The sequence below is a fragment of the Microbacterium sp. AC035 genome, from assembly GCF_979258485.1.
Genome location: NZ_OZ409858.1, coordinates 3,652,838 through 3,679,461, shown reverse-complemented (window position 1 = coordinate 3,679,461; position 26,624 = coordinate 3,652,838). Strand labels below are relative to the sequence as shown.

At 67.9% G+C, this 26,624-nt stretch carries 27 protein-coding genes; 11 read left to right on the top strand and 16 right to left on the bottom strand.

Annotation, left to right across the window (positions count from 1 at the left end):
* The first annotated feature begins 199 nt into the window (after window positions 1–199).
* Genes ACZ0AA_RS17645 through ACZ0AA_RS17635 form a run of 3 tightly spaced genes read left to right on the top strand, consistent with a single transcriptional unit; the run spans window position 200 to window position 6,100 of the window.
* Window positions 200–877 carry a hypothetical protein gene (locus tag ACZ0AA_RS17645; protein ID WP_463513728.1) on the top strand — a complete coding sequence of 226 codons (678 nt, stop codon included), beginning with the start codon at window positions 200–202 and terminating at the stop codon, window positions 875–877.
* Complete coding sequence (locus ACZ0AA_RS17640; RefSeq protein WP_463513727.1) at window positions 867–4,796, top strand: Pls/PosA family non-ribosomal peptide synthetase; 3,930 nt, start codon at window positions 867–869, stop codon at window positions 4,794–4,796. The genes ACZ0AA_RS17645 and ACZ0AA_RS17640 overlap by 11 nt, the downstream gene beginning before the upstream one ends.
* Window positions 4,793–6,100, top strand: a complete 1,308-nt coding sequence (locus tag ACZ0AA_RS17635) for a M1 family metallopeptidase (RefSeq protein WP_463513726.1) — start codon at window positions 4,793–4,795, stop codon at window positions 6,098–6,100. The genes ACZ0AA_RS17640 and ACZ0AA_RS17635 overlap by 4 nt, the downstream gene beginning before the upstream one ends.
* 9 nt (window positions 6,101–6,109) lie before the next feature.
* Here the strand turns inward: ACZ0AA_RS17635 and ACZ0AA_RS17630 are convergent, their stop codons facing one another.
* The 8 genes from ACZ0AA_RS17630 to ACZ0AA_RS17595 form a co-directional block, all read right to left on the bottom strand.
* Entirely contained in the window at window positions 6,110–6,733 is a 624-nt protein-coding gene (locus ACZ0AA_RS17630) for a 4'-phosphopantetheinyl transferase family protein (RefSeq protein WP_463513725.1), read from the bottom strand.
* Window positions 6,734–6,777: 44 nt separating this feature from the next.
* Window positions 6,778–7,077, bottom strand: a complete 300-nt coding sequence (locus ACZ0AA_RS17625; RefSeq protein WP_463513724.1) for a Dabb family protein — start codon at window positions 7,075–7,077, stop codon at window positions 6,778–6,780.
* On the bottom strand, window positions 7,074–7,364 hold the full coding sequence (locus ACZ0AA_RS17620; RefSeq protein ID WP_400862043.1) for a glutaredoxin family protein: 291 nt from the start codon (window positions 7,362–7,364) through the stop codon (window positions 7,074–7,076). The genes ACZ0AA_RS17625 and ACZ0AA_RS17620 overlap by 4 nt, the downstream gene beginning before the upstream one ends.
* Window positions 7,361–7,663: a rhodanese-like domain-containing protein gene (locus ACZ0AA_RS17615; protein ID WP_400862045.1), complete on the bottom strand. Its 303-nt coding sequence runs from the start codon at window positions 7,661–7,663 to the stop codon at window positions 7,361–7,363. The genes ACZ0AA_RS17620 and ACZ0AA_RS17615 overlap by 4 nt, the downstream gene beginning before the upstream one ends.
* Before the next feature lie 81 nt (window positions 7,664–7,744).
* Window positions 7,745–7,843: a 30S ribosomal protein bS22 gene (locus tag ACZ0AA_RS17610; RefSeq protein WP_003792170.1), complete on the bottom strand. Its 99-nt coding sequence runs from the start codon at window positions 7,841–7,843 to the stop codon at window positions 7,745–7,747.
* Between the two features lie 135 nt (window positions 7,844–7,978).
* Window positions 7,979–8,170: a helix-turn-helix domain-containing protein gene (locus tag ACZ0AA_RS17605; protein WP_042538977.1), complete on the bottom strand. Its 192-nt coding sequence runs from the start codon at window positions 8,168–8,170 to the stop codon at window positions 7,979–7,981.
* A gap of 77 nt (window positions 8,171–8,247) precedes the next feature.
* Window positions 8,248–9,177 carry a cyclase family protein gene (locus ACZ0AA_RS17600; RefSeq protein ID WP_463513723.1) on the bottom strand — a complete coding sequence of 310 codons (930 nt, stop codon included), beginning with the start codon at window positions 9,175–9,177 and terminating at the stop codon, window positions 8,248–8,250.
* A gap of 29 nt (window positions 9,178–9,206) precedes the next feature.
* On the bottom strand, window positions 9,207–10,139 hold the full coding sequence (locus tag ACZ0AA_RS17595) for a TetR/AcrR family transcriptional regulator (RefSeq protein WP_463513722.1): 933 nt from the start codon (window positions 10,137–10,139) through the stop codon (window positions 9,207–9,209).
* 113 nt (window positions 10,140–10,252) lie between these two features.
* Between ACZ0AA_RS17595 and ACZ0AA_RS17590 the strand changes: the two genes are divergently transcribed.
* Window positions 10,253–11,143 (top strand): ATP-binding cassette domain-containing protein, encoded by an 891-nt coding sequence (locus ACZ0AA_RS17590; RefSeq protein ID WP_463513721.1) that lies wholly within the window; start codon window positions 10,253–10,255, stop codon window positions 11,141–11,143.
* Complete coding sequence (locus ACZ0AA_RS17585; protein ID WP_463513720.1) at window positions 11,140–11,958, top strand: ABC transporter permease; 819 nt, start codon at window positions 11,140–11,142, stop codon at window positions 11,956–11,958. Before ACZ0AA_RS17590 ends, ACZ0AA_RS17585 begins: the two co-directional genes overlap by 4 nt.
* A 196-nt stretch (window positions 11,959–12,154) precedes the next feature.
* Here ACZ0AA_RS17585 and ACZ0AA_RS17580 read toward each other — a convergent pair whose 3' ends face one another.
* Window positions 12,155–12,571, bottom strand: a complete 417-nt coding sequence (locus ACZ0AA_RS17580) for an ArsR/SmtB family transcription factor (protein ID WP_400862054.1) — start codon at window positions 12,569–12,571, stop codon at window positions 12,155–12,157.
* Window positions 12,572–12,675: 104 nt separating this feature from the next.
* Between ACZ0AA_RS17580 and ACZ0AA_RS17575 the strand changes: the two genes are divergently transcribed.
* Window positions 12,676–14,106: a TrkH family potassium uptake protein gene (locus ACZ0AA_RS17575; protein ID WP_400862056.1), complete on the top strand. Its 1,431-nt coding sequence runs from the start codon at window positions 12,676–12,678 to the stop codon at window positions 14,104–14,106.
* The gene (locus ACZ0AA_RS17570) at window positions 14,099–14,770 is read left to right on the top strand and encodes a potassium channel family protein (protein ID WP_042538973.1); all 672 of its coding nucleotides are present in this window, start codon (window positions 14,099–14,101) and stop codon (window positions 14,768–14,770) included. Before ACZ0AA_RS17575 ends, ACZ0AA_RS17570 begins: the two co-directional genes overlap by 8 nt.
* 19 nt (window positions 14,771–14,789) lie before the next feature.
* Here the strand turns inward: ACZ0AA_RS17570 and ACZ0AA_RS17565 are convergent, their stop codons facing one another.
* Both ACZ0AA_RS17565 and proC read right to left on the bottom strand, forming a co-directional pair.
* Entirely contained in the window at window positions 14,790–15,011 is a 222-nt protein-coding gene (locus ACZ0AA_RS17565) for a DUF1905 domain-containing protein (protein WP_463513719.1), read from the bottom strand.
* A gap of 68 nt (window positions 15,012–15,079) precedes the next feature.
* Entirely contained in the window at window positions 15,080–15,919 is an 840-nt protein-coding gene (gene proC / locus ACZ0AA_RS17560) for a pyrroline-5-carboxylate reductase (protein ID WP_463513718.1), read from the bottom strand.
* Between the two features lie 60 nt (window positions 15,920–15,979).
* On the opposite strand from proC, the gene ACZ0AA_RS17555 reads away from it, so the two are divergent.
* On the top strand, window positions 15,980–16,951 hold the full coding sequence (locus ACZ0AA_RS17555) for a cation diffusion facilitator family transporter (RefSeq protein WP_400862062.1): 972 nt from the start codon (window positions 15,980–15,982) through the stop codon (window positions 16,949–16,951).
* Window positions 16,952–16,973: 22 nt separating this feature from the next.
* On the opposite strand, the gene ACZ0AA_RS17550 is transcribed toward ACZ0AA_RS17555, so the two are convergent.
* On the bottom strand, window positions 16,974–17,429 hold the full coding sequence (locus tag ACZ0AA_RS17550; RefSeq protein WP_400862063.1) for a nucleoside deaminase: 456 nt from the start codon (window positions 17,427–17,429) through the stop codon (window positions 16,974–16,976).
* A gap of 81 nt (window positions 17,430–17,510) precedes the next feature.
* Between ACZ0AA_RS17550 and upp the strand changes: the two genes are divergently transcribed.
* Window positions 17,511–18,143, top strand: a complete 633-nt coding sequence (gene upp, locus ACZ0AA_RS17545) for a uracil phosphoribosyltransferase (protein ID WP_311258936.1) — start codon at window positions 17,511–17,513, stop codon at window positions 18,141–18,143.
* Here upp and ACZ0AA_RS17540 read toward each other — a convergent pair.
* Window positions 18,128–19,102: a LysR family transcriptional regulator gene (locus ACZ0AA_RS17540; protein ID WP_400862065.1), complete on the bottom strand. Its 975-nt coding sequence runs from the start codon at window positions 19,100–19,102 to the stop codon at window positions 18,128–18,130. The genes upp and ACZ0AA_RS17540 overlap by 16 nt on opposite strands.
* Window positions 19,103–19,225: 123 nt before the next feature.
* On the opposite strand from ACZ0AA_RS17540, the gene ACZ0AA_RS17535 reads away from it, so the two are divergent.
* Window positions 19,226–20,239, top strand: coding sequence for a putative oxygenase MesX (locus tag ACZ0AA_RS17535; RefSeq protein ID WP_463513717.1), 1,014 nt, complete (start codon window positions 19,226–19,228; stop codon window positions 20,237–20,239).
* Between the two features lie 20 nt (window positions 20,240–20,259).
* On the top strand, window positions 20,260–21,297 hold the full coding sequence (locus ACZ0AA_RS17530; protein WP_463513858.1) for a methionine synthase: 1,038 nt from the start codon (window positions 20,260–20,262) through the stop codon (window positions 21,295–21,297).
* A 91-nt stretch (window positions 21,298–21,388) separates the two neighbouring features.
* Here ACZ0AA_RS17530 and ACZ0AA_RS17525 read toward each other — a convergent pair whose 3' ends face one another.
* From ACZ0AA_RS17525 to nadE, 3 genes are all read right to left on the bottom strand, one after another.
* Window positions 21,389–22,165, bottom strand: coding sequence for a hypothetical protein (locus ACZ0AA_RS17525; protein ID WP_463513716.1), 777 nt, complete (start codon window positions 22,163–22,165; stop codon window positions 21,389–21,391).
* Between the two features lie 27 nt (window positions 22,166–22,192).
* On the bottom strand, window positions 22,193–25,663 hold the full coding sequence (locus tag ACZ0AA_RS17520; RefSeq protein ID WP_463513715.1) for a TM0106 family RecB-like putative nuclease: 3,471 nt from the start codon (window positions 25,661–25,663) through the stop codon (window positions 22,193–22,195).
* Between the two features lie 71 nt (window positions 25,664–25,734).
* Complete coding sequence (nadE, locus tag ACZ0AA_RS17515; RefSeq protein ID WP_463513714.1) at window positions 25,735–26,553, bottom strand: ammonia-dependent NAD(+) synthetase; 819 nt, start codon at window positions 26,551–26,553, stop codon at window positions 25,735–25,737.
* Between the last annotated feature and the right edge of the window lie 71 nt (window positions 26,554–26,624).

Genomic DNA, 26,624 nt, shown 5'->3' with positions numbered 1-26,624 from the left:
ACGGGTAGGAGAACATCTAAACATGCACCACCGGGCCGTACCGGTCGCCAGCCGCCTTCTCCGGATCACATTTGTGTTGCAAGTGTGACTGAATGTGATACCCCCGGTGAACTTCGTGGCACCGATTGTTCACCTTGCCTGAGTATCCTCTGTGCCAACACCCGAGCGGACGCGCTCGGGTCGTACGGGAGGACCGATCATGGCCAAGAAGACACCAGCCCACCGGAACGCCGAGGCAGCACTCGATGCCGCCAAGGATGCGGCGAAGGACGCGAAGAAGCTGATCAAGACCCTTCCGAAGAAGGCGGCCAAGAAGCTGAAGCCTCTCGTCGAGGACGCGAAGGACGCGGCGAGCGCCTCGAAGAAGAAGATCGCCGACCGGCCCAAGAAGGTCGCGAAGTCGGCCACCGCCGCCACCGAGCGACTGCAGGAGGCCACCGCTCGTCTGCAGGCCCCGAAGAAGGCGGACAAGAAGAAGGCGGACAAGAAGGACTCGAAGCAGCCGTCGGCGAAGAAGTCCGAGGGGAAGAAGCCCGCCGCGAAGAAGCCCGCACCTGAGGCAGTCGCACCGAAGGCAGTCGCAGCCGCACCGAAGGCGGTCGCACCGAAGGCACCGAAGGCACCGAAGGCCCCGACGCAGAAGGTCGCCCCGGCTCCCGCGGCGGCCACGGCCGCACCTACGCCTGCTGCTCGTCCTGTGAAGAAGACGACCACCACGAGGACGGCGACGCCGAAGCCGGCCGCACCGACGCCGGCCCCCGCATCCGACCTGAGTGACCTCACGGTCGTCCAGCTCCGGGCCCGCGCCCGCGCCGAGGGCCGCACCGGGTACTCGCGACTGTCGAAGGCCGCACTGCTCGACCTCCTTGCGAACTGACGTGCAGGAGGCGCTCGACCGCGCTGCCGAGGCGCCACTCCCCCGCACACTGATCGACATCCTCCGGGACACCACCGATCGGCATCCCGATGCGTCAGCGGTCGAAGACGCCGACGGCGCCCTGAGCTACGCCGAGCTTCTGGCGCAGGTGTGGCGCACTGCAGGCCTGCTGCGAGAGCACGGGGTGGGACGGGGCGACCGCGTCGGCATCAGGATGACATCGGGGCGCCGTGATCTCTACATCGCGATCCTGGGTGCGATGGCTGTCGGCGCCGCATACGTCCCCGTCGACGCCGACGATCCTCAGGAGCGCGCGGATCTCGTGTTCCGCGAGGCGCGCATCGTCGGCATGATCACCGACGCCGGCTACGTCCCCGCGGACACCCCTGAGGCGAGGGAGCTGTTCACCGGCGCGACACCGCACCCGAGCACCTCGGCGATCCCTGTCGTCGCCCCGCCGACGATCGAGGACGACGCCTGGATCATCTTCACGTCCGGCTCGACCGGAGTGCCCAAGGGAGTCGCCGTCTCGCATCGCTCCGCAGCGGCTTTCGTCGACGCAGAGGCACGTCTGTTCCTGCAGGATGCTCCGCTCGGCCCCGGCGACCGCGTGCTCGCGGGTCTCTCGGTCGCCTTCGACGCGTCGTGCGAGGAGATGTGGCTCGCATGGGGCCACGGCGCGTGCCTCGTTCCCGCGCCGCGCGCGCTGGTCCGCTCGGGAGAGGACCTGGGCCCTTGGCTGCTCGGGCACGGCATCACCGTCGTCTCGACCGTTCCCACGCTCGCAGCCCTCTGGCCCCAGGATGCGATCGAGAACGTGCGCCTGCTGATCTTCGGCGGTGAGGCCTGCCCGCCAGAGTTGGTCGCACGACTGGCATCCGATGGTCGGGAGGTCTGGAACACGTACGGCCCGACCGAGGCCACGGTCGTCGCCTGCGCCTCTCTCATGGACGGGACGGGTCCGGTGCGCATCGGCCTGCCTCTGGACGGCTGGTCGCTGGCCGTGGTCGATGCGGACGGCCAGCGCGTGGCCGACGGCGAAGCGGGCGAGCTCATCATCGGCGGCGTGGGCCTCGCGCGATATCTCGACCCCGCCAAGGATGCCGAGAAGTACGCCCCGATGCCTACGCTCGGCTGGGACCGCGCCTATCGCTCCGGCGATGTCGTGCGCGTGGAGGCCGAGGGCCTGATCTTCCAGGGCCGCGCAGACGACCAGGTCAAGATAGGCGGTCGGCGCATCGAGCTCGGCGAGGTCGAGGCGGCGCTGCAGGGACTGAGCTCCGTCTCAGCCGCGACCGTGGTGGTGCAGAAGACCGAAGCGGGCATGCCGATCCTCGTCGGCTACGTGGTTCCCGACGAGGGCTTCGACAGACAGGTGGCGCGTGGTGAGCTCGCCGAGATGCTGCCGGCTCCCCTGATCCCGCTGCTCGCGACCGTCGACGATCTGCCTGTGCGCACATCGGGCAAGGTCGACAAGGCGGCACTGCCGTGGCCCCTCGATTCCGGCGACGAGGGCGGATCCTCGCTCTCCGGCACCGCAGCGTGGCTCGCCGAGCAGTGGTTCGCCGTGCTCGGCATCCGCCCGAGCGATGAGGACGCAGACTTCTTCCAGCTGGGCGGAGGCTCGCTCGCCGCCGCCCAGCTGGTCTCGCGCCTGCGCACCCGGGCGCCCGAGTTCACGATGACCGACGTCTACGATCTGCCGCGGCTTCGTCAGATGGCCGATGCCGTCGATGACGAGGCCGACGATGAAGACACCGCAGAGCGGGTCTTCAGCCAGCAGGCACCGACACCGCGGCGCATGCAGTGGGTGCAGACGATCGCGGGCCTGCCGCTGTTCGTGTTCACCGGCATCCGCTGGCTGCTCTTCCTGCTCACCGCGAGCTGGATCCTGCGCCTGTCGCCCGGATTCGAATTCCTTCCCGAGGTTCCGCTGTGGACGATCATCGTGGGCCTGGTGATCTTCGTGACCCCGCTGGGCAAGATGACCATCGCCGCGGTCGCCGCCCGCCTGCTGCTCGGGGGACTCCGGCCCGGCGACTACCCGCGAGGCGGCGGCGTGCACCTGCGGCTGTGGCTCGCCGAGCAGATCGCGCAGCAGGTCGACCCTGTCGGCCTCGCCGGAGCACCCTGGGTCGTCTACTACGCCCGAGCGCTCGGTGCGCGCATCCACAAGGACGTCGATCTGCACACGGTCCCTCCGATCACGGGCATGCTCGACATCGGGGCCGGGGCCTCGATCGAGCCCGAGGTCGACCTCACCGGATACTGGATCGACGGCGACACGGTGCGCATCGGCGGCATCCGCATCGGCGCAGACTCGACGATCGGCGCACGAAGCACCCTCGCCCCCGGCACCAAGATCGGCCGCGGCGCCGAGATCGCACCGGGTTCGGCCGTGTTCGGACGCGTGCGCTCCGGGCAGCGCTGGGCCGGATCCCCGGCGGCACGCGTCGGCGGTGTCTCGAAGCCGTTCGCGGCCGGTCGTCCTCCGAGCCGCACCCGTTGGCTGTGGGCCTATGCCGCATCCTCGGCGTTCCTGGGCCTGCTGCCCGTCGTCTCGCTTGCTGCGGGGGCGTGGGTGGTGGCACTCGGCATCCGAGGAGCTGACTCCCTCACGTCCGCGATTCCCGGCATCCTGGCGCTGCTCGTGCCCGCCGTGCTGCTCGCTGGTCTGGTCTTCGCCGTCCTCGTGCTGGCTCTGGTGCGCCTGCTCGGCCTCGGCCTGTCAGAGGGCGTCTACCCCGTGCGCTCTCGCGTCGCGTGGCAGGCATGGACGACCGAACGCCTCCTCGACTCTGCTCGCACCTTCCTCTTCCCGCTGTACTCCAGCAGCTTCACCCCGTTCTGGCTGCGCGCCCTCGGGGCCGACGTCGGTCGCGATGTCGAGGCGTCGACCGTGCTGCTCATCCCGAAGCTCACCACGATCGCCGACGGCGCGTTCCTCGCCGACGACACGATGGTCGCCACCTACGAGCTGCAGGGCGGGTGGATGCGGCTGGGCACCGCGCGGATCGGCAAACGCGCGTTCCTCGGCAACTCCGGCATGGCGGCCGGTGGGCACAACGTGCCCCGAGACGGTCTGGTGGCCGTGCTCTCTGTCGCGCCGCCCAAGGCCAAGGCCGGGTCGTCGTGGTTGGGCTCGCCGGCCGCCCGACTGCGTCGTGTCGTCAACGACTCCGACCTCGAGCGCACCTACCGCCCGCGCGCCGGTCTGCGCGTGGCACGAGCACTGTGGGAGCTGGGCCGCATCATCCCGGTGTTCGTGACCTGTGCGATCGGCCTGGCCGTGATGCTCACGCTCGCCACCGTGGTCGACGCCTGGGGTCTCGGATGGGCGGTCGTGCTCTCGAGCGCCGTCATGCTCGCCGCCGGCGCGATCGCCGCACTCGTCACGACCGCAGCGAAGTGGATCATCGTCGGGCCGATCCGCGCGGGAGAGCATCCGCTCTGGTCGAGCTTCGTCTGGCGCACCGAGGTGTCCGACACCTTCACCGAGATGGTCGCGGCCCCGTGGTTCGCGAACTCGGCATCCGGCACCCCCGCACTCGCCATCTGGCTGCGCACGCTCGGAGCCAAGATCGGTCGAGGCGTCTGGACCGACAGCTACTGGCTGCCCGAACCCGACCTCGTGACGCTCGGCGACGGCGCGACGGTGAACCGCGGATGTGTGGTTCAGACGCATCTGTTCCATGATCGAGTGATGAGCATCGACGCAGTGACCCTCGAGAACGGTGCGACCCTCGGGCCGCACAGCGTGATCCTCCCCGCCGCGACGATCGGAGCGGACGCGACGGTCGGCCCTGCGTCGCTCGTGATGCGCGGCGAGTTCGTGCCGGTCGGCAGCCGATGGAGCGGCAACCCCATCGGACCGTGGCGTGCCGTCAAGGTGCGTTCCTACCAGGCGTCGGACGCATGAACGTCGACCCCTACACCCCGCACAGCGGCGATCGGCGCTACGGGGTGCTGCACTACGACCTCGCGATCGACTACCGCGTGGCCACGAACCGCCTGGCTGGCATCGCGACGATCCGGTTGCGGATGCAGGAGTCGACCAAGCACATATCCCTCGACCTGGTCGGCCTCAAGGCCACGAAGGTGCGGGTGAGCGGCGACCGGGCCGCCTCGTTCCGCCAGGACGACCGTCGGCTCAAGGTGACCTTCGGCGGCGAGCGCACGAGCGGTCAGGAACTCACCGTCACGGTCGAGTACTCCGGGGCCCCCTCGCCCCGCCGCACCCGGTGGGGGCTCCTCGGCTGGGAAGAGCTCGAAGACGGCGTGCTGGTCGCGTCGCAGCCCACGGGTGCCCCGACCTGGTTCCCGTGCAACGACATCCCCTCCGACAAGGCGACGTATCGTCTGGAGTTCACGGCCGATCCCGAGTACACCGTCGTGAGCGGCGGCACAGCCACCCGGTCGACGCAACGGGGACGCACTCGATGGACCTTCGACCAGCCGGTGCCGACGGCCACGTATCTGATGACGGTGCAGCTCGGTCAGTACGACGACGACAGGGTCGAGCTCGGCACGACTCCGGGGCGTCTGTTCCACCCCCGGGCGCTCGCACCGCGGGTGCGCTCCGACTTCGCCGCATTGCCGCAGATGATGGAGACGTTCGTCGAGGCCTTCGGTCCGTATCCCTATGAGTCGTACAAGATCGTCGTCACCCCCGACGTCCTCGAGATCCCCCTCGAGGCGCAGGGCATGGCGATCTTCGGAGCGAACCACGTCGACGGCCTGGGGGGCAGTGAGCGCCTGATCGCGCACGAGCTCGCGCACCAGTGGTTCGGCAACAGCGTCGGCGTCGCCCGCTGGCAGGACATCTGGCTGAACGAGGGGTACGCGTGCTACTCGGAATGGCTGTGGTCGGAGGCCGCAGGAGGGCCCACCGCCCACGCGAAGGCTCTGATGCACCACGCCAGCCTCCGCATCCTGCCCCAGGATCTCGTGCTCTCGGACCCCGGCCCGACTGACATGTTCGACGACCGCGTGTACAAGCGGGGCGCGCTCACCCTCCACGCCCTGCGTCTGACCATCGGCGACGAGCGGTTCTTCGCTCTGACTCGGGAGTGGACGTCGCGCTTCGCCGGGCTCGCAGTGACGAGCGATGACTTCCTCGGACTCGTCGACGAGGTCGCCGACGGTCGGGCGCGCGCGCTCGTGCGGACCTGGATCGACGAGCTTCCGCTGCCCGCCCTCCCTGCTGCTCCCCTCCGGCGCTGACGAGGAGAATCAGCCGACGGCGACGCTCACCACGTATCCGGGTGGCCCACCGAGCGTCGTGACCTCGAGGGGACGCAGACGTCCGGGCAGCACCGCTGACCACACGCACGGCTCGGACTCATCAGCGTGCGGCTGCAGGATCACCTCCGACGGGTCGATCTCGAAACCGCGCCCGTCCGCCTTGACAGCCGCCTCGATGCGCGTCCACGCACCGAGATCCGGGGCGCGCCCGTCGGGGAACATCGACCCCAATCCCTCGACACGGCCGGCTGCCGCTTCCTCCTCGACGTCGACGCCCAACTCGATCGACCCCGCCGACGCCGCGACGACGACGAGATCCTCCGCGTGGCTCACGCTGAGCGAGACGCCGGCCGACCGCGGGCGGCCGTGTTCCGCGCCGCATCTGGCGCAGCGGCTGAAGAGCAGCACCTCATCGGAGCCTCGGATCCTGCGCACGAGTGCGCGGATCAGCGCCCTTCCCGCAAGAAAGGACTCGGCGCGGCTGCCACTCAGCTGACGGAGGCGGTCGATCTGCCCCTGCCCCATCGCGGCGGCGTCGGTCTCGGTGAACCCATGAAGATCAGAGGGCCGCGCCCACACGACGGTCGCGTCGCGCCAGGTGATCTCGCCCATCAGTCCGCCTGCTCCCATCGGATGGACAGTCGAAGATCGGAGACTCAGACCTCGAAATCGACGGCCACGCGCGACGCGACCACCGAGCGCACGTACGTCACGACTTCTTCGTGCGCCGGATGCACCTGGTACTCCTCGAGCGCGTCGATCGAATCGACGTCCGCAACCAGCGTGACGTCCCAGTTCGCGTCCGGGTATGCGACGTTCGCGCCCGCGGAGATCGAGCGGAGCTGCGGCACGACGCCGTCGAGTGCGTTCAGCCGGCGAGCAACCTCGGCGGCCTGTTGGGCGCGCGTCGCCGCATCGTCCGCCGCGAGCTTCCAGGTGACGACGTGACGGATCATCGCGCTTCCTTCTTCAGAGCATCGTGCTGCACAGCGGCCTCGAGAGCCTCGCGCAGTCGGTCGGCCGACAGGCGCCAGTGCGCATGCAGCTCCCCATCGATGAGGACGACGGGGATCTTCTCCCACCACAGCTCGTAGAGTGCGGGGTCGTCCTTGATCGACGCCTCGACGATCTCGATGCGCTCGGCAGCCGCGTCGGGGAGCTCGGCGACCACGGAGTCGATGATCTCGGACGCCACGTCGCACAGGTGGCAGTCGGGCTTGCCGATGAGGGTCAGCGTGGTCACGCCGACGGCACCTCGACATCGCGGCCCTGAGCGATCCACTCGCCAGTCCCACCCTCGACGTTGGTCGCGTCGTACCCGCGGGATTCGAGCGCCTCGACGACGCGCGCCGAGCGTCCGCCGGCCTGGCAGATGACGTCGAACGACTCCGAGGGAAGCTCGTCGAGCCGGTTGCCGATCTCGGACATCGGGATGTTCACCGCCCCGGGGACGTGTCCTGCGGCGAACTCGTCCACTTCGCGGACGTCGATGAGCGGGGTGTTCGAACGCTCGGCGAGCTCGGTGACGGTGATCGACTTCATGGCATGCTCCTGCGACGAGTGGGAAACCGGGGGCAGAGACACAAAGCGCCCGTCCGGAGACAGGCGCTCGTGTCTGGTCGCTTACTTCTTGTTGCGACGCTGGTGGCGAGTCTTACGAAGCAGCTTGCGGTGCTTCTTCTTCGCCATGCGCTTGCGGCGCTTCTTGATGACAGAACCCACGGAAACCTCACTAAGTCAGTGGCTGGGTGTCGTCGGTGACGGACACCCGGGTACGGGCACGGAAAAATGCCTCGGATCAGTCTAGCAAATCGTGGAGCTCCTGCTGCACGCGCTCACGAGACCGAGCCGAGAGCGTCAGCCGACGTCGGCTATCGGTCGTTGCAGGGCATCGGCCACAGCGGATTCCGGAACCCGGAAACTGCGACCGAAGCGAATGGCTGGCAGCTCCCCAGCGTGCACCATCCGATAGACGGTCATCTTCGACACGCGCATGAGTTCGGCGACCTCAGCCACCGTAAGGAACCGGACATCTGGAACCTCGGGCATCCCACGTACCCCTTTCTCGATTTGTGCACACTCTAGGGGGAATCTGGGACGCGTGTAAACCCATGTGGCCTGTGTGATCAGTGAGGATCGCCGACGGTGGCGAACGCTCGTACCGGGAAGGTGCCGAATCCGCGTACAGCCGGAGGAGCCGCGGTGAATCGCGCACCCCGCGCCGGCACCTCGGCGAGACGCGTCAGATGCTCGACCACGTGGATTCCCGCAGCGAGCAGGATGCTGTGCGCCGGACGCTCTCCGCCGCTCTCCGTGTCGTCGATGTTGAGCGAGTCGATCCCGACGAGCGCGACCCCGGCGTCGGCGAGGAATCGCGCTCCTCCTTCGGTGAGGAACGGCGCCCCATGGCCGTACTCCGGCGTTCCGAAGTGCTCACTCCACCCTGTGTCCAGCAGCACGGCGGTGCCGCGCAGTTCGCGATCGGCGAGGGTCACGGCGTCGATCCCCCGGCGCGCATCGCTCCAGGCGTCGTGCAGGTGGAAGACCTCAGTGCGCAGGCCGATGAGGGAGCTGAGCTCGAGCGACGCCAGGTCTCCTCCGTCCTCATACCGGTGAAAGGGCGAGTCGAGGTAGGTGCCCGTGTTGCCGATCATCGTGATGATGTCCATGGCGAACTGCGTGCCCTGCGCGTACTTCGCACGGGATTCCTCGCGTGTGAGGTGGGGAGTGATGATCGGCACCGGGAGGCCCGGGTAGGTCACGAGGCCGGCCTCGATCGGATGGCTGAGATCGATCACCCGCCACGCGTCTTCGGCCGGAACCTCGATCCCACGGCTGCCGCGGTGAACCTCTTCGACGATGCGCAGCCGCTGCAGCTCGACCGTGCTCACGAGAGCGAGACCGAGATGCCGCACCAGCAGCGCACCGATCTCGTCAGCCCCCAGGTTCGGATCGGGGAGGTCGAGGCAGAAGCTCTCACCGCTCATCCCCCCGCCGTTCGCGAACGAGATGGTGAAGTCGAAATGCGCTCGGTACGGGGGCGAAGCTGTCGTCATGCTCACATCATGGCAAGCGCGCGACGCCGTCAGCGAGACCTGTTCGTTCTCGCCGCTCGCTCGCGCGCCTCGCGGAGCGCCTGCCGCTCGGCCCTGTGCGCGAGTCGAAGCGCCTTCTCGGCCTCGCGCACGGCCTTCTGGGCATCCTTGAGACGCCGGTCGCCCGCGAGCTCGACAGGGTCGAGGGCGATCCAGTCGGTCACCGGCTGCGCCGGCGTCCCGCGGTCGAGGGCGGCGATGTAGGCGTCGACGCCGTCGAACACGCGCTCGATGCCGAATCGGAACGGATCGGATGCCGACGTGAACACCCCATCGTCTATCGCCCGGCGCAGCGCGGGGAACTCGTCCGCGGTGATGACGCGGTCGTACAGGTCTGACTCGCGCCGCGCCACCTCCTCCGGCGTGAGCCCGCTGCCTCGCGACTGCTCCGTGTAGCCCGCCTGCACGATTCCGCACCACCGGGCGTTGCCTGTGACGGCGAGCGCCACAGCCACGCGCTCATCGGCCGAGAGTGGCGTCGCCTCCAGCGCCTCGAGACTCGCGTCCAGCCACGCAGAGCTGTGGGGTGTTATCGGCGAGCCGTTGATCGGCAGGGACAGCATCCAGGGGTGCCGTTGATACAGGAGCACCTGCTCCGTGTACAGCGCGAGCAGCCGCTCGCGCCATCCGTCGATGTCTCGCACCGCCTCAGGCGGCAGGCCCGTGGCCTGCTCCTGCATGAGCAGCAGGAGGTCGTCCTTCGCGCTCACGTATCGATAGAGGGACATAGGCGTGAACCCGAGTGCCGAAGCGACGGCCGCCATCGAGACGGCGCCGATCCCGTCGGCATCCGCCAGCTCGACGGCCGCGTCGACGATGCGCTCGACGCTCATCTCGCGCTTGGGCCCTCGCTGGGGGTTCGTCGCGACCCCCCAGGCGAGTGCGATGCCGCGCGGCAGCTCCGGAGGCTCGATCTCGGTCATGCCGCCATCTTACTTCTGTGTATTACGTAAACCGTGTGTTACTGTCATACACAATTGCGTATGACACACACAGTTCTACTCGCACAGAGCTCCGAACCGAAAGGAAAGCACCGATGAATCAGGCGATCGAAGTCCGCGGGCTGAGCAAGGCCTTCGGAAGCAGGCCCGTCATCGACGACCTCGACTTCGCCGTGTCCCGCGGAGAGGTCTTCGCGCTGCTCGGGCCGAACGGCGCGGGCAAGACGACCACGATGAACATCCTCACGACCTTGACTGCCGCAGATTCCGGCGCTGCTCTCGTCGCGGGATTCGACACGAGATCCGAAGCTCGAGAGGTCCAGCGGCGGATCAGCCTCACCGGACAGTCCGCCGCCGTCGACGACGCCCTGACCGCAGTCGAGAACGTGGTCATGTTCGCCCGCCTCGCGGGCATGACCCGGAGCGAGTCGGCGCGGCGCGCGACCGAGCTCATCACGCGTTTCGACCTGATCGAGGCGGCGACGCGATCCGTGCGCACGTTCTCCGGAGGCATGAGGCGTCGTCTCGACCTCGCTCTGAGCTTCGTCGTCACCCCCGAGGTGCTCTTCCTCGACGAACCCACGACGGGTCTCGACACTCGAAGCAGGCGCGATCTCTGGGAGCTCATCCGCGCTGTCGCGGCCTCGGGCACCACTGTTCTGCTCACGACGCAGTATCTCGAGGAGGCCGATCAGCTCGCCGATCGCATCGCCGTCCTGCACGAGGGACGCATCGCCGCGCTCGGCACACCCGGAGAGCTCAAGGCGCGCATCGGCGGCGACACGGTCGAGCTGCACGACGCCCACGGCGAGCTGGTGCGCGAGATCGCCACGAACGGCACCGTCGCCGACCTGCGGCGAGCGCTCGACCGCCTGGACGAGGAGGGCCTCGATGGCGTTGTCTCGCTGCGGCGTCCGACTCTCGACGATGTCTTCCTCGCAGTCACCACGACCGAGCCCGCCGAACTCACGAAGGAGCACTCATGAACGCCACGACCGCCGATGCTCTCACGGCGCCCTCGACACTCCGGCCGCGACCACGGCTGCGGGGCCTGACGGCCGAGAGCGTCTTCGTCGGGAGAAGTCTGCGGCACTCGCTGCGAGACGGCGAATCGCTGCTGATGGCGGTCCTGCTGCCCGTGATGCTCATGCTGATGTTCACGTGGGTGTTCGGCGGCGCGATCGACCCGTCCGGTGCATACGTCGACTATGTCGTGCCCGGCATCATCCTCACGTGCGCCGGCTTCGGGGCCTCGTCGACCGCCGTGTACGTCGCCAACGACATGCGCACGGGGATCATCGACCGCTTCCGCACCATGCCGTTGCGCGCGAGCGCGGTGCTCACCGGTCATGTCGTGGCGAGCCTGCTTCGCAATCTGGTCGCCACGGCGATCGTGATCGTCGTGGGCATCCTCGTGGGCTTCCGGCCCGATGCCTCGTTCGTCGAATGGCTGGCGTTGGCCGGACTCATCGCTCTGTACATCCTGGCGATCACCTACCTGTTCGCGGCGATCGGCCTGGCGGCGAGGTCACCGGAAGGCGCGAACGGATACGGGTTCGTGCTGCTGTTCCTCCCCTACCTCTCGAGCGCCTTCGTGCCGGTGGCGAGCATGCCAGGGTGGCTGCAGCCCGTCGCGACGTACCAGCCGATCACACCGATCGTCGACACGATCCGCGGCCTGCTCACGGGCACTCCGGTGGAGGCGGCACCGCTGTGGGCGATCGGCTGGTGCGTCGTGATCCTGGCCAGCTCGGTCGCGTGGGGTGCATGGCTGTTCCGACGCAGGTCCGCTCGCCGCTGAGGAACCGACTCTCGCGAACGGGCGCCCGGGTCACAGCGGAGACATAGGACGTTTGCCGCAACCGTTCAGGGTGCACTGGGATGCTGAACCCACGACTCACGATGGCACCGTCCGAGTCCACGCGGGCTGGGGCCCGCGGCCACGCCCCCGTTGACAAGCCCCCCGTTGTCATCGGGGGCGAAGTGCGTCCGGGGCGTCAGCCGCCGAAGCGCTTGAGCGCGGTGGCGACGACGTGCTTCGCAGATGCCGCGGCACGGCCGACGACCTCGGCAGCGTGCGCGGCCCCGTCGGGAAGCGGCAGTCCGGGGTAGTCGATGTCAGGCGCATCGTCACCGTAGGCGTCCATGAGGAACGGGACGAGCCAGTCGTCGACGACCTCCAACGGCTCGACAGCGAGGCTGTAGAAGCGGCGCTGACCGTCTTCGCGCACGCTCACGAGCTCGGCCTCGCGGAGCACCTTCAGATGCTTCGAGACGGTGGGCTGGCTGATGCCCAGATCGGCGACGATCTGGCTCACGCTGGTACCGGCGTCCCCTTCGGTGGTGCGTCGCAGGAGAAGCTGGAGGATGTCGCGCCTCGTACCGTCTGCGATCACGTCGAAGATGTCCGTCATGTGATCAGGGTAGTCGTCCCCGGCACGGAGTACCATGACGAAGGCTCGGCGATCGGCGTCGTGCAGCCGCGGTGCGCGGCGAGGGGAAAGCGAAGGGGGACTCGATGTCGGGCATCGCTTCGGCGTCGTCACCTCGACAGCGTCTTCAGAATGCCGCCTCCTGGGGCAAGCACATCGTCACCTCGTCGCCCTCGCGCTTCGCGATCGTCATCTTCGCGCTGCTCATCCTCCTGTTCACCGTGCTGCTGTCGCTGCCGATCGCGTCGGCATCGCGCACGGTCACCCCGCTGGCCGACGCGCTGTTCACCGCCGTGTCCACCATCTGCGTCACCGGTCTCGCCACCGTCGACATGGCGAATCACTGGTCTCCCTTCGGGCACGTGCTGATCTTCGTCGGTGTCAACATCGGCGGGCTCGGTGTGCTCACCCTGGCATCGCTGATGGGTCTCGTCATCTCCAAGCGCCTCGGGCTGCGGGCCAAGCTGATGGCGGCCGGCGACACGAACCCGCTGCGAGCGCACGGCGGCGTCGTGAACGAGAGCCAGACCGTTCGGCTGGGCGAGGTCGGCCAGCTCCTGCGCACCGTCGCGGTGTCGTCGCTCATCATCGAAGGCGCACTCGCGGTACTCCTCTACCCCGCACTGGTCCTCGCGGAGGTCGACCCGATCGCCGCCCTGTGGGAGGCTCCGTACTTCGCGGCCATGGCGTTCACGAACACCGGCTTCGCTCCCAACGACGGCGGCGTGGCCGTCTTCGCCGACGACTATCTCGTGCTGTCTCTTCTGATGGTGGGCGTCTTCCTCGGCAGCATCGGCTTCCCCGTGATCTACACACTGGCCAAGCACGTGTGGCACGTGAAGAAGTGGTCGCTGCACACCAAGCTCACCCTCGTGACCACCGTGCTCCTGTTCGTGCTCGGCGCAGCCGTGTTCCTCATCCTCGAATACGCGAACCCGAAGACGTTCGGCTCGATGGACGCGGCGGACACCACCTTCCAGGCCTTCTTCCTCTCGGCGATGACCCGTTCGGGCGGCTTCAACGTGATCGAGATGGACGACCTCAACGGCTCGTCGTTGCTGGCCGCGAGCATGCTGATGTTCGTCGGCGGCGGCTCGGCATCCACCGCCGGAGGAATCAAGGTCACCACGCTCGCCGTGCTCGCCATCGCCGTGTGGTCTGAGGCGAAGGGACGCCAGTCGGTCGAGGTCTTCGGCCGCCGCATCCCCAGCGACGTGCAGCGTGTGGCACTCAGCGTCGTCGCCTGGGGCGCCACAATCGTCGCCCTGTCGACGATCATCATCGCCCAGATCACCAAGGCCGACATCAGTCATGTGCTGTTCGATGTGATCTCGGCATTCGGCACCGTCGGCCTGTCGACCGGCCTCACGGCCGAGCTCCCCGATTCCGCCTCGTACGTGCTCGCGACCACCATCTTCATGGGGCGCGTTGGTACAGTGACTCTCGCCGCGGCAGTCGCCGCGACATCGCGATCGCAGTATTACTCGCTGCCCGTGGAAAGGCCGATCGTTGGTTGAAGTGCTCCGGGGCGACGCTCCCGTACTCGTCATCGGCCTCGGCCGCTTCGGCGCCGCATGCGCCGGCGAGCTCGACCGCCTCGACCGCGAGGTCCTCGCGATCGACGGCAACCTGGAGCTCGTCCAGAAGTGGTCCGACCGCGTCACGCACACCGTTCAGGCCGACGCCAAGAACATCGACGCCCTGCGTCAGATCGGCGCCCAGGACTTCCAGGTCGCCGTCGTCGCCGTCGGCTCGTCGATCGAGGCATCCGTGCTGATCACCGCGAACCTGGTCGACCTCAAGGTGCCGCAGATCTGGGCGAAGGCCGTCTCGCAGTCGCACGGCAAGATCCTCGCCCGAGTGGGCGCCAACCACGTCATATACCCCGAGCGCGAAGCCGGAGAGCGCGTCGCTCACCTCGTCTCCGGACGGATGCTCGACTTCATCCGCTTCGACGACGACTTCGTCCTCGCGAAGATGTACCCGCCGAAGTTCATCCGCGGCGTGGGTCTCAACGAATCCGGCGTGCGCAGCAAGTACAAGGTCACCGTCGTCGGCGTGAAGAGCCCCGGCAAGCCGTTCCGCTACGCCGAGGCGAACACGATCGTCACGAATCACGACCTCATCATCGTCTCCGGAACGAACAGCGACATCGAACGCTTCGCGGCCCTCGACCGCTGAACGACAGCCCTCCGCGAGTTCAGGCGTCGATGTCGAGCGTGATCTCGACGACGTCGTCGATCCCGACGCTCTCCCGATCCTGCAGCGCCTTCTTGATCGGAACGATGTAGCCGCCGTCCTTCGGCCACAGTGCCGTCGTCACGGTCGTGCGTCCGATCGTCACGGACGCGGGGATCATGCCCCACCCATAGGTGACGACGCCGGCGATCTCGCCGATCATCTCGCTCTCGACCGGCGGCACGGTGACGAAATGGAACGGCGCGGGTCCGCGCCAGTAACCAGATCTCTCCCGAGAACCGCAGCTGCATGTCAGCCTCCTGCGGCGAGTTCCTTCGCCCGGGCCAGTGCCGCATCGGCGGCTTCCGCGAACGTCCGGTCGAGGTGCGCGTCCTGCAGCACCGCGACGGCCCGCTCTGTGGTGCCCTTCGGACTCGTGACCCTGCGGCGGAGTTCCGACGGCTCCTCCCCCGATGCGTCGAGCAGTGCCGTTGCTCCGATGAAGGTCTGCTCCACCATGATCCGCGCATCGCTCTCGCTGAAGCCCATGCCGATGGCGGCCTTCGTCAGCTCCTCGATGAGCAGATAGACGTAGGCGGGGCCCGACCCGGAGATCGTCGAGAGCGCATCGATCTGCGACTCGGGCACCTCGACCACAGCGCCCACTGTCGCGAAGAGGCGGTGCACGAGGGCGAGATCGTCAGCGGATGCGGCTGCACCCGCCGCGAGGCCCGTGACGCCCTTGCCGACGGTCGACGGAGTGTTCGGCATCGAGCGGATGACGCGGACGCCGTCACCGAGGTTGTCGGCGAAGGTCTGCAGAGTGACACCGGCAGCAAGACTGACCACGATCGCGTCGTCGGCCAGTGAGGGCGCGATCTCGCGCAGCAGATCGGGGACCATCGCCGGCTTCACGCCGACCAGGACGATACGAGCCGACTGAGCCGCCCGCGCATTGCCGTCCGGCGTCTCGGTGAGCGAGATGCTCGTGACGCCGTCGAGGTCCGCGAGGGCCGCGGCCTTCTCGGGCGTGCGGTTGGTCGCGACGATGCCCCCGTCCACCGGGATGCCGGATGCGACGACCCCGCGGAGGATCGCGCCGCCCATCGAACCGGCACCGAGGAAAGCGAGGGCGGGAAGAGAGTCAGCCATGTCGTCATCCTACGGCGGGCGCACCCGGCGGCGACGGGCGAGCGGATCTAGACTCGACGCATGAGTGCATCCGGCGGCGGCAAGGCCATTCTCGCGGCGTTCCTGGCGAATCTGGGCATCGCCCTGGCGAAGTTCGTCGCCTGGGCGCTCTCAGGGTCGGCATCGATGCTCGCCGAGGCGATCCACTCCGTCGCCGACTCCGGCAACCAGCTGCTGCTCATGCTGGGCGGCCGCAAGGCGAAGCGCGAGGCCGACCGGGCGCACCCGTTCGGCTACGGCCGCGAGCGCTACGTCTACGCGTTCGTCGTGTCGATCATCCTGTTCTCGGTCGGTGGCCTGTTCGCGATCTACGAGGCGATCGACAAGCTCACCCACCCGCACGAGCTGGACGAGACCTGGTGGTGGCTGCCGCTCCTCGTGCTCGTCATCGCGATCGGCCTCGAGTCGTTCTCGCTGCGCACGGCGGTCAAGGAGAGCAACCTGGTGCGTGACGAGGGCCAGTCGTGGGTCTCGTTCGTCCGCCGCGCCAAGGCCCCGGAGCTTCCCGTCGTGCTCCTCGAGGATGTCGGAGCCCTCACCGGACTCACGTTCGCGCTGCTCGGCGTCGGTCTCACGGTGATCACCGGAAACCCGGTGTTCGATGCCCTCGGCACCCTGATGATCGGCATCCTGCTGGTGCTGATCGCCATCGTTCTCGGCGTCGAGACCAAGAGCCTGCTCGTGGGCGAGGGCGCCACGCCCGCCGATCACGACCGCATCGTCGACGCGATCAATGCGGGCGACGAGATCGAGAAGATCATCCACATGAAGACGCTCTACCTCGGGCCCGATGAGCTGATGGTCGCCGCGAAGATCGCGCTCAACGCCGACAAGCCCCTGCGCGAGGCGGCCGTCGACATCGACGCGATCGAGGCGCGCATCCGCGAGGCCGTGCCGACGGCACGGGTGATCTACATCGAGCCCGACGTCTACCGGCCGTCGCTCGACCCCGAGCCGTCGACCGACGTGTTCGTGCTCAAGTCCTCGGACTGATCTCCCCCGACGACATCTGCCGTCAGCGGCGCTGCTCGAAGAAGTCCCGCAGCAGCGTCGTCGCGGCGTCTGCCTCGACCCCGCCGATGACCTCGGCGCGATAGGGCAGCCGTCGATCGCGCAGCACGTCGTACATGGATCCGGCGGCCCCCGCCTTGTCGTCCCAGGCGCCGAAGACGACCCGGCCGATCCGGGCCTGCAGGATCGCGCCCGCGCACATGAGGCAGGGCTCGAGAGTGACGACGAGAGTGTGGCCGTCGAGGTTCCAGGAGCCGACGGATGCCGCAGCCGCCCGCAGCGCGTCGACCTCGGCGTGACCGGTCGGGTCACCGGTCGCCTCGCGGTTGTTGCGCCCCTCGGCGACGATCCGCCCTTCGGCGTCGAGCACCACCGCCCCGACGGGGATCTCCGACGCGGCCGCTGCCTCGGCCGCGAGCGCGAGAGCGCGTCTCATCGCGCTGAGGTCGGCGGCGGTCATGGGTCGAGCCTACGACAGCCACGGGAGCGGCCACTCGCATCCGATGTCGTACGCGAGCGTCCGGCGCATTAGCCTGTAAGCATGCGTGTCCACGTCGCCGACCACCCTCTCGTCACTCACAAGCTCTCGGTGCTGCGCGACCATCGCACACCGTCGCCGGTCTTCCGCCAGCTGACCGAAGAACTCGTGACGCTGCTCGCGTACGAGGCGACCCGCAACGTGAAGGTCAGCCCGATCGAGATCACCACTCCGGTGACCACGACGATGGGCGTGAAGATCTCCGAGCCGCGGCCGATCGTCGTCCCGATCCTGCGTGCGGGACTCGGCATGCTCGAGGGACTCGTCAAGCTCCTGCCGACCGCAGAGGTCGGATTCCTCGGGATGGTCCGCGATGAGGAGACCTTCGAGCCGACCACCTACGCCGAGCGCCTTCCCGACGATCTCAGCGACCGCCAGTGCTTCGCGATCGATCCGATGCTCGCGACAGGCGGCTCGCTGGCTGCGGCCATCCAGTTCCTCTTCGACCGAGGAGCCAAGGACGTCACCGCGATCTGCCTGCTGGGCACCCCGGAGGGCCTCGCCGCGATCGAGGCTCTCGTCGGAGACCGCGATGTGACGATCGTGCTCGGTGCTCTCGATGAGCGTCTCAACGAGAAGGGCTACATCGTTCCCGGACTCGGCGACGCCGGCGATCGGCTCTACGGCACCGTCTGACGGACCCCCGGCTCGCCCTCGTCGAGCAGCTCAACGCCGAAGCCGGCGACGACGTCGCGCACCTCGTCGAGGTAGCGCTTCGCCTGTGCGGTGAGGGGGATGGCGGTGCGTCCGACCCATCCGATCTCGATGTGATCGTCGACCTCGAGAGGAACCGCCACGATCTCGGGGTCGAGATCATCGCTGATGATGCCGGTGGAGATCGTGTACCCGTCGAGTCCGATCATGAGGTTGAAGATCGTCGCTCGATCGGAGACCCTGATCTCCCGCGCACTCGAGAGGGTCGAGAGGATCTCCTCCGCGAAGTAGAACGAGTTGTTCGCCCCTTGATCGAAGGTGAGCCGCGGCAGCCCGATGAGATCGTCGAGGGTCGCACGGTCTCTGGAGGCGAGCGCGTTGCGTCGTGAGACGAAGATGTGCGGCTCGGCGATGAAGAGAGGATGGAACGCGAGGCCCGAGTCGCGGAGCAGCTTGTCGATGACGTTCCGGTTGAAGTCGTTGCGGAAGAGGATGCCGAGTTCGCTGCGGAGCGTCCGTACATCTTCGATGATGTCCCACGTGCGGGTCTCGCGCAGTGAGAACTCGTATTCGGCCGCGTTCGTGCCCTTGACCATCCGTACGAACGCGTCGACCGCGAAGGAGTAGTGCTGCGTCGACACCCCGAGGAGACGGCGCGACGGCGGCCGGCCGAGGTAGCGCTGCTCGAGCAGCTCGGCCTGCTCGACGATCTGTCGGGCGTACCCGAGGAACTCCGAGCCGTCGCTGGTGAGCGTGACGCCCCGGGCCGAACGAGTGAGAAGAGCGCGCCCCACCCGGCTCTCCAGGTCTTTCATCGCCGCCGACATGGTCGGCTGAGCGACATAGAGCATCTCGGCCGCCGCTGTGATCGATCCTTCCGCGGCGACTTCGATGAAGTACTGGAGCTGCTGCAGCGTGATGCCGCTCGATCGCCTGGCCATAGGAGAAGGCTATATCACCGCATAGCGGAGCCGAATTACCCGATGACCGGGATGCGGCCGCACGATGGGAACACAGCATTTCGCGAGGCCGAGTCGGCCTCTGATCCCCCGGATTGGCCCCTCATGGCGAACGAGATCACGTTCAGCATCACCACCACCCGCTTCGACGAGGACTACGCCCCGTCTGACAGCTCGCGGATCACCACCAACTTCGCCAACCTCGCGCGTGGTGAGCGGCGTCAGCAGAATCTCCGCAACGCCCTCGCGATGATCGATCAGCGGTTCAACGATCTTGTGCGCGGAGACAGCCCTGACCGGTATTCGGTCGAGCTCGACATCGTCTCCGTGCAGCTGCGATTCGCCGACGGTGAAGATCGAGACTTCCCCGTGCTCGAGGTGCTGGACATCCACATCGTCGACCGGCTGACCGGCGAACGCCACCAGGGCATCGTGGGGAACAACTTCTCCTCCTACCTGCGCGACTACGACTTCAGCGTCGTCCTACCCGCGGCGAGCGCGGCAGCCGGCGGATTCGCGACTCCCGACGACTTCGGCGTGCTGCACGGCAAGCTCTTCCAGCACTTCCTCGAGTCCGACGCATACCAGGAGCGGTTCCCGACGCTGCCGGTCATCTGCATCAGCGTCTCGACGAGCCGGACGTATCGCCGCACAGGCAATGTCCACCCCGTGCTCGGCATCGAGTACGTGCAGGACTCCTTCTCGCTCACCGACGAGTACTTCGGGAAGATGGGACTGCAGGTGCGGTACTTCATGCCACGCGGCAGCTCCGCTCCGCTCGCCTTCTACTTCCGCGGCGATCTTCTCGGCGACTACTCCGATCTGCAGCTCATCGGCACCATCAGCACGATGGAGACCTTCCAGAAGATCTACCGGCCGGAGATCTACAACGCGCACACCCCCGCCGAGAGCGTCTACCGTCCGAGCCTCGCGCATCAGGACTACGAGCACACGGAGATCACGTACGACCGCGAGGAGCGCAGCCAGCTCGCTGTCGCCCAGGGACGCTATGCGGATGAGCACTTCGTCACGCCTCATCGCCGAGTGCTGGATGAGTGGGCAGCCTCCTACCCCGCTCCGTCCGCCCTCGCTCCGACCTCCCCCGCTCCGGTCCGATGACCGGCGAGGAATCGAAGGTCGTGGGACCGCTGCTGCCCACCTCGATCGTCGGAAGCCTGCCGAAGCCTGCGTGGCTCGCGCGGCCGGAGGTGCTCTGGTCGCCGTGGGAGCTGCAGGGTGATGCGCTCGTGGAGGGAAAGCATGATGCGCTGCGCGCCGCAGTGCACGAGCAGCGTCGTCGCGGCATCGACATCATCAGCGACGGGGAGCAGACCCGCCAGCACTTCGTCACCACCTTCATCGAGCATCTCGACGGCGTCGACTTCGAGAACCGCGAGACGGTGCGCATCCGCGATCGCTACGACGCGAGCGTGCCCACGGTGGTGGGTGCGGTGACCCGTCCGAAGCCCGTGTTCGTGGACGACGCGACGTTCCTGCGTCAGCAGACCGATCAGCCGATCAAGTGGGCGCTCCCTGGCCCGATGACGATGATCGACACCCTCGCCGACCGCCACTACCGAAGCCGCGAGAAGCTGGCATGGGAGTTCGCGACCATCCTCAACCAGGAGGCGAGAGAGCTCGAGGCGGCGGGAGTCGACATCATCCAGTTCGACGAGCCCGCGTTCAACGTCTTCTTCGACGAGATGAAGGACTGGGGCATCGCGGCACTCGAGCGGGCGGTCGAAGGGCTGAGCGCCGAGACTGCGGTGCACATCTGCTACGGCTACGGGATCAAGGCGAACAACGATTGGAAGGCGACCCTCGGGGCGGAGTGGAGGCAGTACGAGGAGTCGTTCCCGCTGCTGCAGCAGTCCTCCCTCGACATCGTCTCGCTGGAGAGCCACCACTCGCACGTGCCCATGGACCTCATCGAGCTCATCCGCGGCAAGAAGGTCATGCTCGGAGCGATCGACGTGGCGAGCGACCAGGTCGAGACGCCGGAAGAGGTCGCCGACACCCTGCGTCGTGCTCTCGAGTTCGTCGACGCAGAGCTGCTCATCCCGAGCTCGAACTGCGGCATGGCACCTCTGCCGAGGGGCGTCGCGCTCGACAAGCTGAGCGCACTGGCGGCGGGAGCGCGAATGGTCCGCGAAGAGCTCGGCGGCAGCGGGGCCTGATCACGGCATATCCCGGGCGACGCCGAGTCTGCTCAGCGTCGCAGCGAGATCGGAGCTGCGGGGCTCTCGCCCATGACCCCGCAGGCGCGACTCACACGCTCAGTCGGTAGCCGCGCTCGTCTCCGTGGTGGATGAACCCGGCTCTCGCGAGGATCGGCGCAGATGTCGCCGTGCGTCCTTTCACCAGCGCGGTGGTCGCTCCGAGTGCGGCGCTCACTCGGAGCCTCTCGGCGAGGACCGCGCGGTAGGCGCCTCTCCCCCGCGCGTGCTCGAGCGTGGCAGCGCCCCAGAGCCGGGCGAAGCCGTCGACGATCGTGCAGCCGCCGGTGCTCACCGCCTCACCGTCGGGGGCGAGTCGCGCGAGCACTCGGACGTGCGTTCCGGCGTCGAGGTTCGACGTGATCTCGTCGAGTTCCACCCGGAGCCCTTCTTCGTCGAGTGGCTGCTGCTGCCAGACGGGCACGTTGATCCTGTCGGCCTCGCGGACCTGGTCGAGTGTCCGCACGACCTCCGCGCTGATCCCGGCGGGGACGTCGACGTCCGATCCCCCGATCGGGCGAGCGAACACGGCGACGGTGTCGACGTGCTCCGCTCCTCGCCGCCGCAATTCCTCTTCGAGATCGGGGCTATCGGACGCGTTGGTCCAGAATCGGAACTCCGTCTCACGCCAGGCCCTGGTGTGCGCGATCGCGTGATCGAGTACGGCCACGGGATCGGCGTCCGAGTCGACCTGTGATCCGCGCACTCCGCCGCCGAAGCGCTCGGGATACCGGACCAGTTGCAGATGCGTCTTCTGCTGATCGCTGTCGCGGGGAAACCAGACCCATGCCGCTGACGCGCGCAGGATCTCCTCGATCGTATGAGTCATCGCTCACCTCTGCTGCTCATGACGGCGTCAGCTCGCCGCACCGACCAACCGCGCGAAGGCGCTCATGCGAGCGACCCCCTCCGGCGTGCGGGGCAGATCGTCGAGAAGCGCCGGGGAGTGGATGAGGTAGGCCGCGACCTGCGCCCGGGAGATGGCGACGTTGAGCCGGTTCTGCAGAAGCAGGAACTCGGGTCCCCGAGGCGCGTCACGACCGCTGGACGCGGCGAGGGAGGTGATCGAGACCACCGCCTCCTTGCCCTGGAAGTTGTCGACAGTGCCCACCGGGACGTCGGGGAACCCCGCCGCGGCGAGCGCGTCGTGAACGGTCTGACGCTGCGCGTTGTAGGGCGCGACCACGATGATGTCGCTCTGAGCGAGCGGGCGAACCGTCGCGTCCGCGTCGTTGTCGGTGAAGGCGCGCCCGACGAGGTCACGAACGAGTGCCACCACCTGAGCCGCCTCTTCCGGGGAGTCGGTGGCATTGCCGCGATGTCGCAAGGGGACGACGTGGAGCCCCGCATCGACGCCGGCGATCGCTCTCCGTTCGGTGCCGGGGGCGGAGGCGAGCCGCCCGGCGTACGCGAGCTTCGACACGGGGGCGGCGACGAACGGATGCATGCGCCACGACTTCGCGAGGAAGTAGCCGTAGTCGGCTGCGATGACCGCATCGCCGTCCATGACCCAGCCGAGCGCCGAGGTGTCGACGGGCTCGGGGTGCGCGCCCTGACTGACCTGAGGAAGCTGCTGCGGGTCTCCGAGCAGCAGCAGCCGCTGTGCGCCTGCGGCGACGGCGATCGTGGAGGCGAGCGAGAACTGCCCCGCCTCATCGACCACGAGGAGGTCGAGCCCCGCCCGTTCGACGCGGGCGGTGTTGCTGAAGTCCCAGGCCGTGCCTCCGACGACGGCGCCGTGTTCGGCGTGCTCACCGAGGAACGACGCCATGCCGTTCTTGGGGATCACCGTGTACGACGGATCGGACGCGGGGTCTTTCGGAGCCTTGCCGACCTGACCCGCCGGAACACCGTCGGCGACGACCCGCTCGAGCAGATTCTCGATGATCGCGTGGGACTGCGCCACGACGCCGATCCTGAAGCCGTGGTCCTTCACCAGGCGCGCGATCACCTGCGAACCCGTGTACGTCTTACCCGTGCCGGGCGGGCCCTGAACGGCGAGGTAGCTGCGGTCGAGATCGAGCACCCCCCGCACGATGGCGTCGATCGTGTCGGCTCCCTGCTGCGGCAGCGTGCCGCCGGAGAGCGTCCTCGGAGGGATCCGTCGCAGGATGTCGGTCGCCGCATCGCGCGGGAACTCCGGCGCTGCCGCATGGACGGTGTCGGCCCACTCGTCGATCGCACCCTGCAGCGAGACGACACGTGGCGGAGCCGCCGGGGTGAGCGCGAGAGGCAGCTCGTCCCACGTCTGTCCCTGAATCGCCGTCTCGGTGATCAGATAGCCGTCTTCGAGCACCTCTGCGACCGTGACCGTGTGCGGAACGTGCACCGCTCGTGACGGCGCCTCGGTGTCGAAGGGCGCGGGCACCGGGTACAGGGCGAACGGCTGTGATCCTGCACTGAGGGTCGTGCCCGGTGATACCTCGCCGCGGATCTCGATGTCGCGCGACATCACCCGGCGCCCCTCGCCGACGCTCCAGTCGCGTTGCACGGTCGACGACATGCGATCGACGCGCACGACATCGCGAGTGCCGTCCCACATCGTGACGGGCTCGCGCAGCCGCTGGAAGTGCGATACCCAGAAGCTCTTCGCCTCACGAGGGAAGTAGTCGATCGCTGCCGCGGCGATGCGATGCGCCTGCCCATCGCCGCCCGCGTCGACAGCCCGCTCTGCGTCGGCGAGGAGTGCCACCGACCGCGGCGACGGCTCGTAGATCACTTCGTCCGCCTCGTCGGGAGGGGCAGGGCTCACCCCTTCCTTCCTGGCGATGTCGATCAGCCAGTTGCGAAGGCGCCTCGTCGACACGCAGTCGTAGCGGTTGTAGTCTGCGAGGTCGGCGAAGACCGCATCCGCTTCTCGCTGCTCACCCGCCGCCGCGAGCTCTCGGGCAGCGACGTACTGCACGATCGAGTCGTCGCCCTTCTGCACGTCGCTCGTGCGCACGTCTTCGCCCATGTAGAGCGGCTCGAGCTTCTTGATCGAGTACGACCTGGTGCCGACCCTCACGGTGCGCAGGACCAGTGGATAGAGGTCGACGAACACGCCTTCGCGCAGCAGCCGATCGATCTCACCTTCGCGCACACCGTGCCGCGCGGCCATCGCGACCAGGTGCGAGGTCTCGTACGGCGCATAGTGGTAGATGTGCATGCCAGGGTGCGTGGCTCTGCGCACCGTCACGAAGTCCAGGAATCGCTCGAACGCCTCTCGCTCCGCGGCGAAGTCGTGAGCCCACAGCGCCGTGTACTGGTCGGCATTGTCGACCCAGCCGAAGAGGTAGTCGATCCCCCAGTGCGCTTGTCCGTCCGGTGCCGGCTCGGTGTAGAGCGGATCGCCTTCGAAGTCGAAGAAGATGTCGCCGTGGCTCGGCACGGGGAGGGTGTGGATCGCCGCGGCATAGTGCACGTCGTACGTCGGCGCGCCCTCTGCATCCGCCCGGATCTGCAGCCTCGCCTGGTCGCGAAGGGTCTCGAACGAGTCGGTGTTCATGCCCACAGGCGGGATGCTCGCGGCGGCCAGCGCATCGATCGTCTCGATGCCCGCAGCCCGCAGTCGCGCCCGCTGGACGGGCCGCATACGGGCGACCATCAGCAGGTCGCGGTGCGCGATCACCTGCTCCTCGCACGTGGCGCAGCGCCCGCATGCCACCACCTCGAGGTCGCCGCGATCGTCGCCCCATGCCAGCGCCGCACCGGCGGAGCCGTCGTCGATCCGGCGGTCGGCGATGAGGGCACGCAATCGCGCCCGCCTGACCTGGAACAGCGGAAGGAGATCGTCGACGGCGTGCGTGCTCAGGGTTCCGTCGCCGAGGATGAGATCGACCTCGTCGGATCGGGGGATGCCCAGCCGGTCGAGCTGGTCGACATATGCCGCGAGCTGCATGAGTGCGGTGACTCGCGCCTTCCTGGCGAGTTTCGAATCCTGCACCCGCCAGCGCCCGTCGTCATCGCGCTTCAGGAAATCAGCGAATCCGACGAACTCCGGCGTCGCGAACGCGGCTTGGAAGACGACGATCGCGTCGGATCCGAGCGCCCGCACGGTCTCGTCGACGGCAGCGGCGAGGGCCTCGGCATCGACCGACGAGACCTTCTCGACGCGGTGCACCCGATCGTCCCCGAGGTCGTCGATGTAGCGCGCGAGGACATTCTGCTCGTGGACGTCACCGAGAAGAGCGGCGCGCGCGAGGGTCGCGTCTTCAGGCTCTTCGACCGCGGGCACGCGACCCAGCTTGGCGTCGATCGCGCGGCACCACGCGAACTCGCATTCGGCGGCCGCCTTGAGGTCGCTCGCGCTCCAGATGACGCGCTGCGCCTGAGTGTCGATCCGCACGATTCTCCCGTTCCCTCGGATGCTTCGACACTAGCCGCGGCATCCGACATGGGATCACGCCGGGAGGTGTGTCAGCGCCACCACGTGTCGTCCGGGGTCACCGGCAGATGGCGCTTGTGCTGCGTCGCGAGGTAGCGCGATTCGATACGCCCTGCGACGTCGGGGGCGACCTCGCGTCCCTCGAGGAAGTCGTCGATCTGCTCGTAGGTCAGACCGAGTTCGTCTTCATCGGCGCGCCCCGGCTGACCGTCGAGCAGGTCGGCCGTGGGCACCTTGTAGGCGAGCCTGTCCGGCGCTCCGAGAAGCAGCAGCAGCGAGCGCCCCTGCCTCTTCGACAGACCGGAGAGCGGGAGGATGTCGGCCGCGCCGTCGCCGAACTTCGTGTAGAAGCCCGTGACCGCCTCGGCCGCATGGTCGGTGCCGATGACGATGAGACCGTCGTGTCCTGCGAGCGCGTACTGCGTGACCATCCGCACGCGAGCCTTGATGTTGCCCCGGTTGAAGTCGCTGATGTCGCTCGTGACGGCGAACTCGATGTCCTCCTCGACGCCGTCGACACCGTTCTGGATGTTGACCTCGACCGACGAGTCCGGTGCGATGAACTCGAGCGCGGCCTCAGCATCCGCGGCATCCTTCTGCACCCGGTAGGGCAGGCGCACGGCGAGGAACTTCGCTTCGCCCCCTTCGGCGCGAACCCGTTCGACCGCGAGCTGGGCGAGCCGCCCGGCCAGCGTCGAGTCCTGTCCGCCGGATATCCCGAGCACGAACCCCTTGGCGCCCGTGGTGCGCAGGTAGTCGACGAGGAACGCCACTCGGCGCTCCACCTCGACCTCGGGATCGATCTCGGCCTTCACTCCGAGCGCTTCAGATATCTGCTGCTGCAGGGTCATGTGTTCCTCCGGTCTGCCCGACGTCAGTATCCTCCCCCAGTGTTACATCGAGATGACATCGGCCGCACACG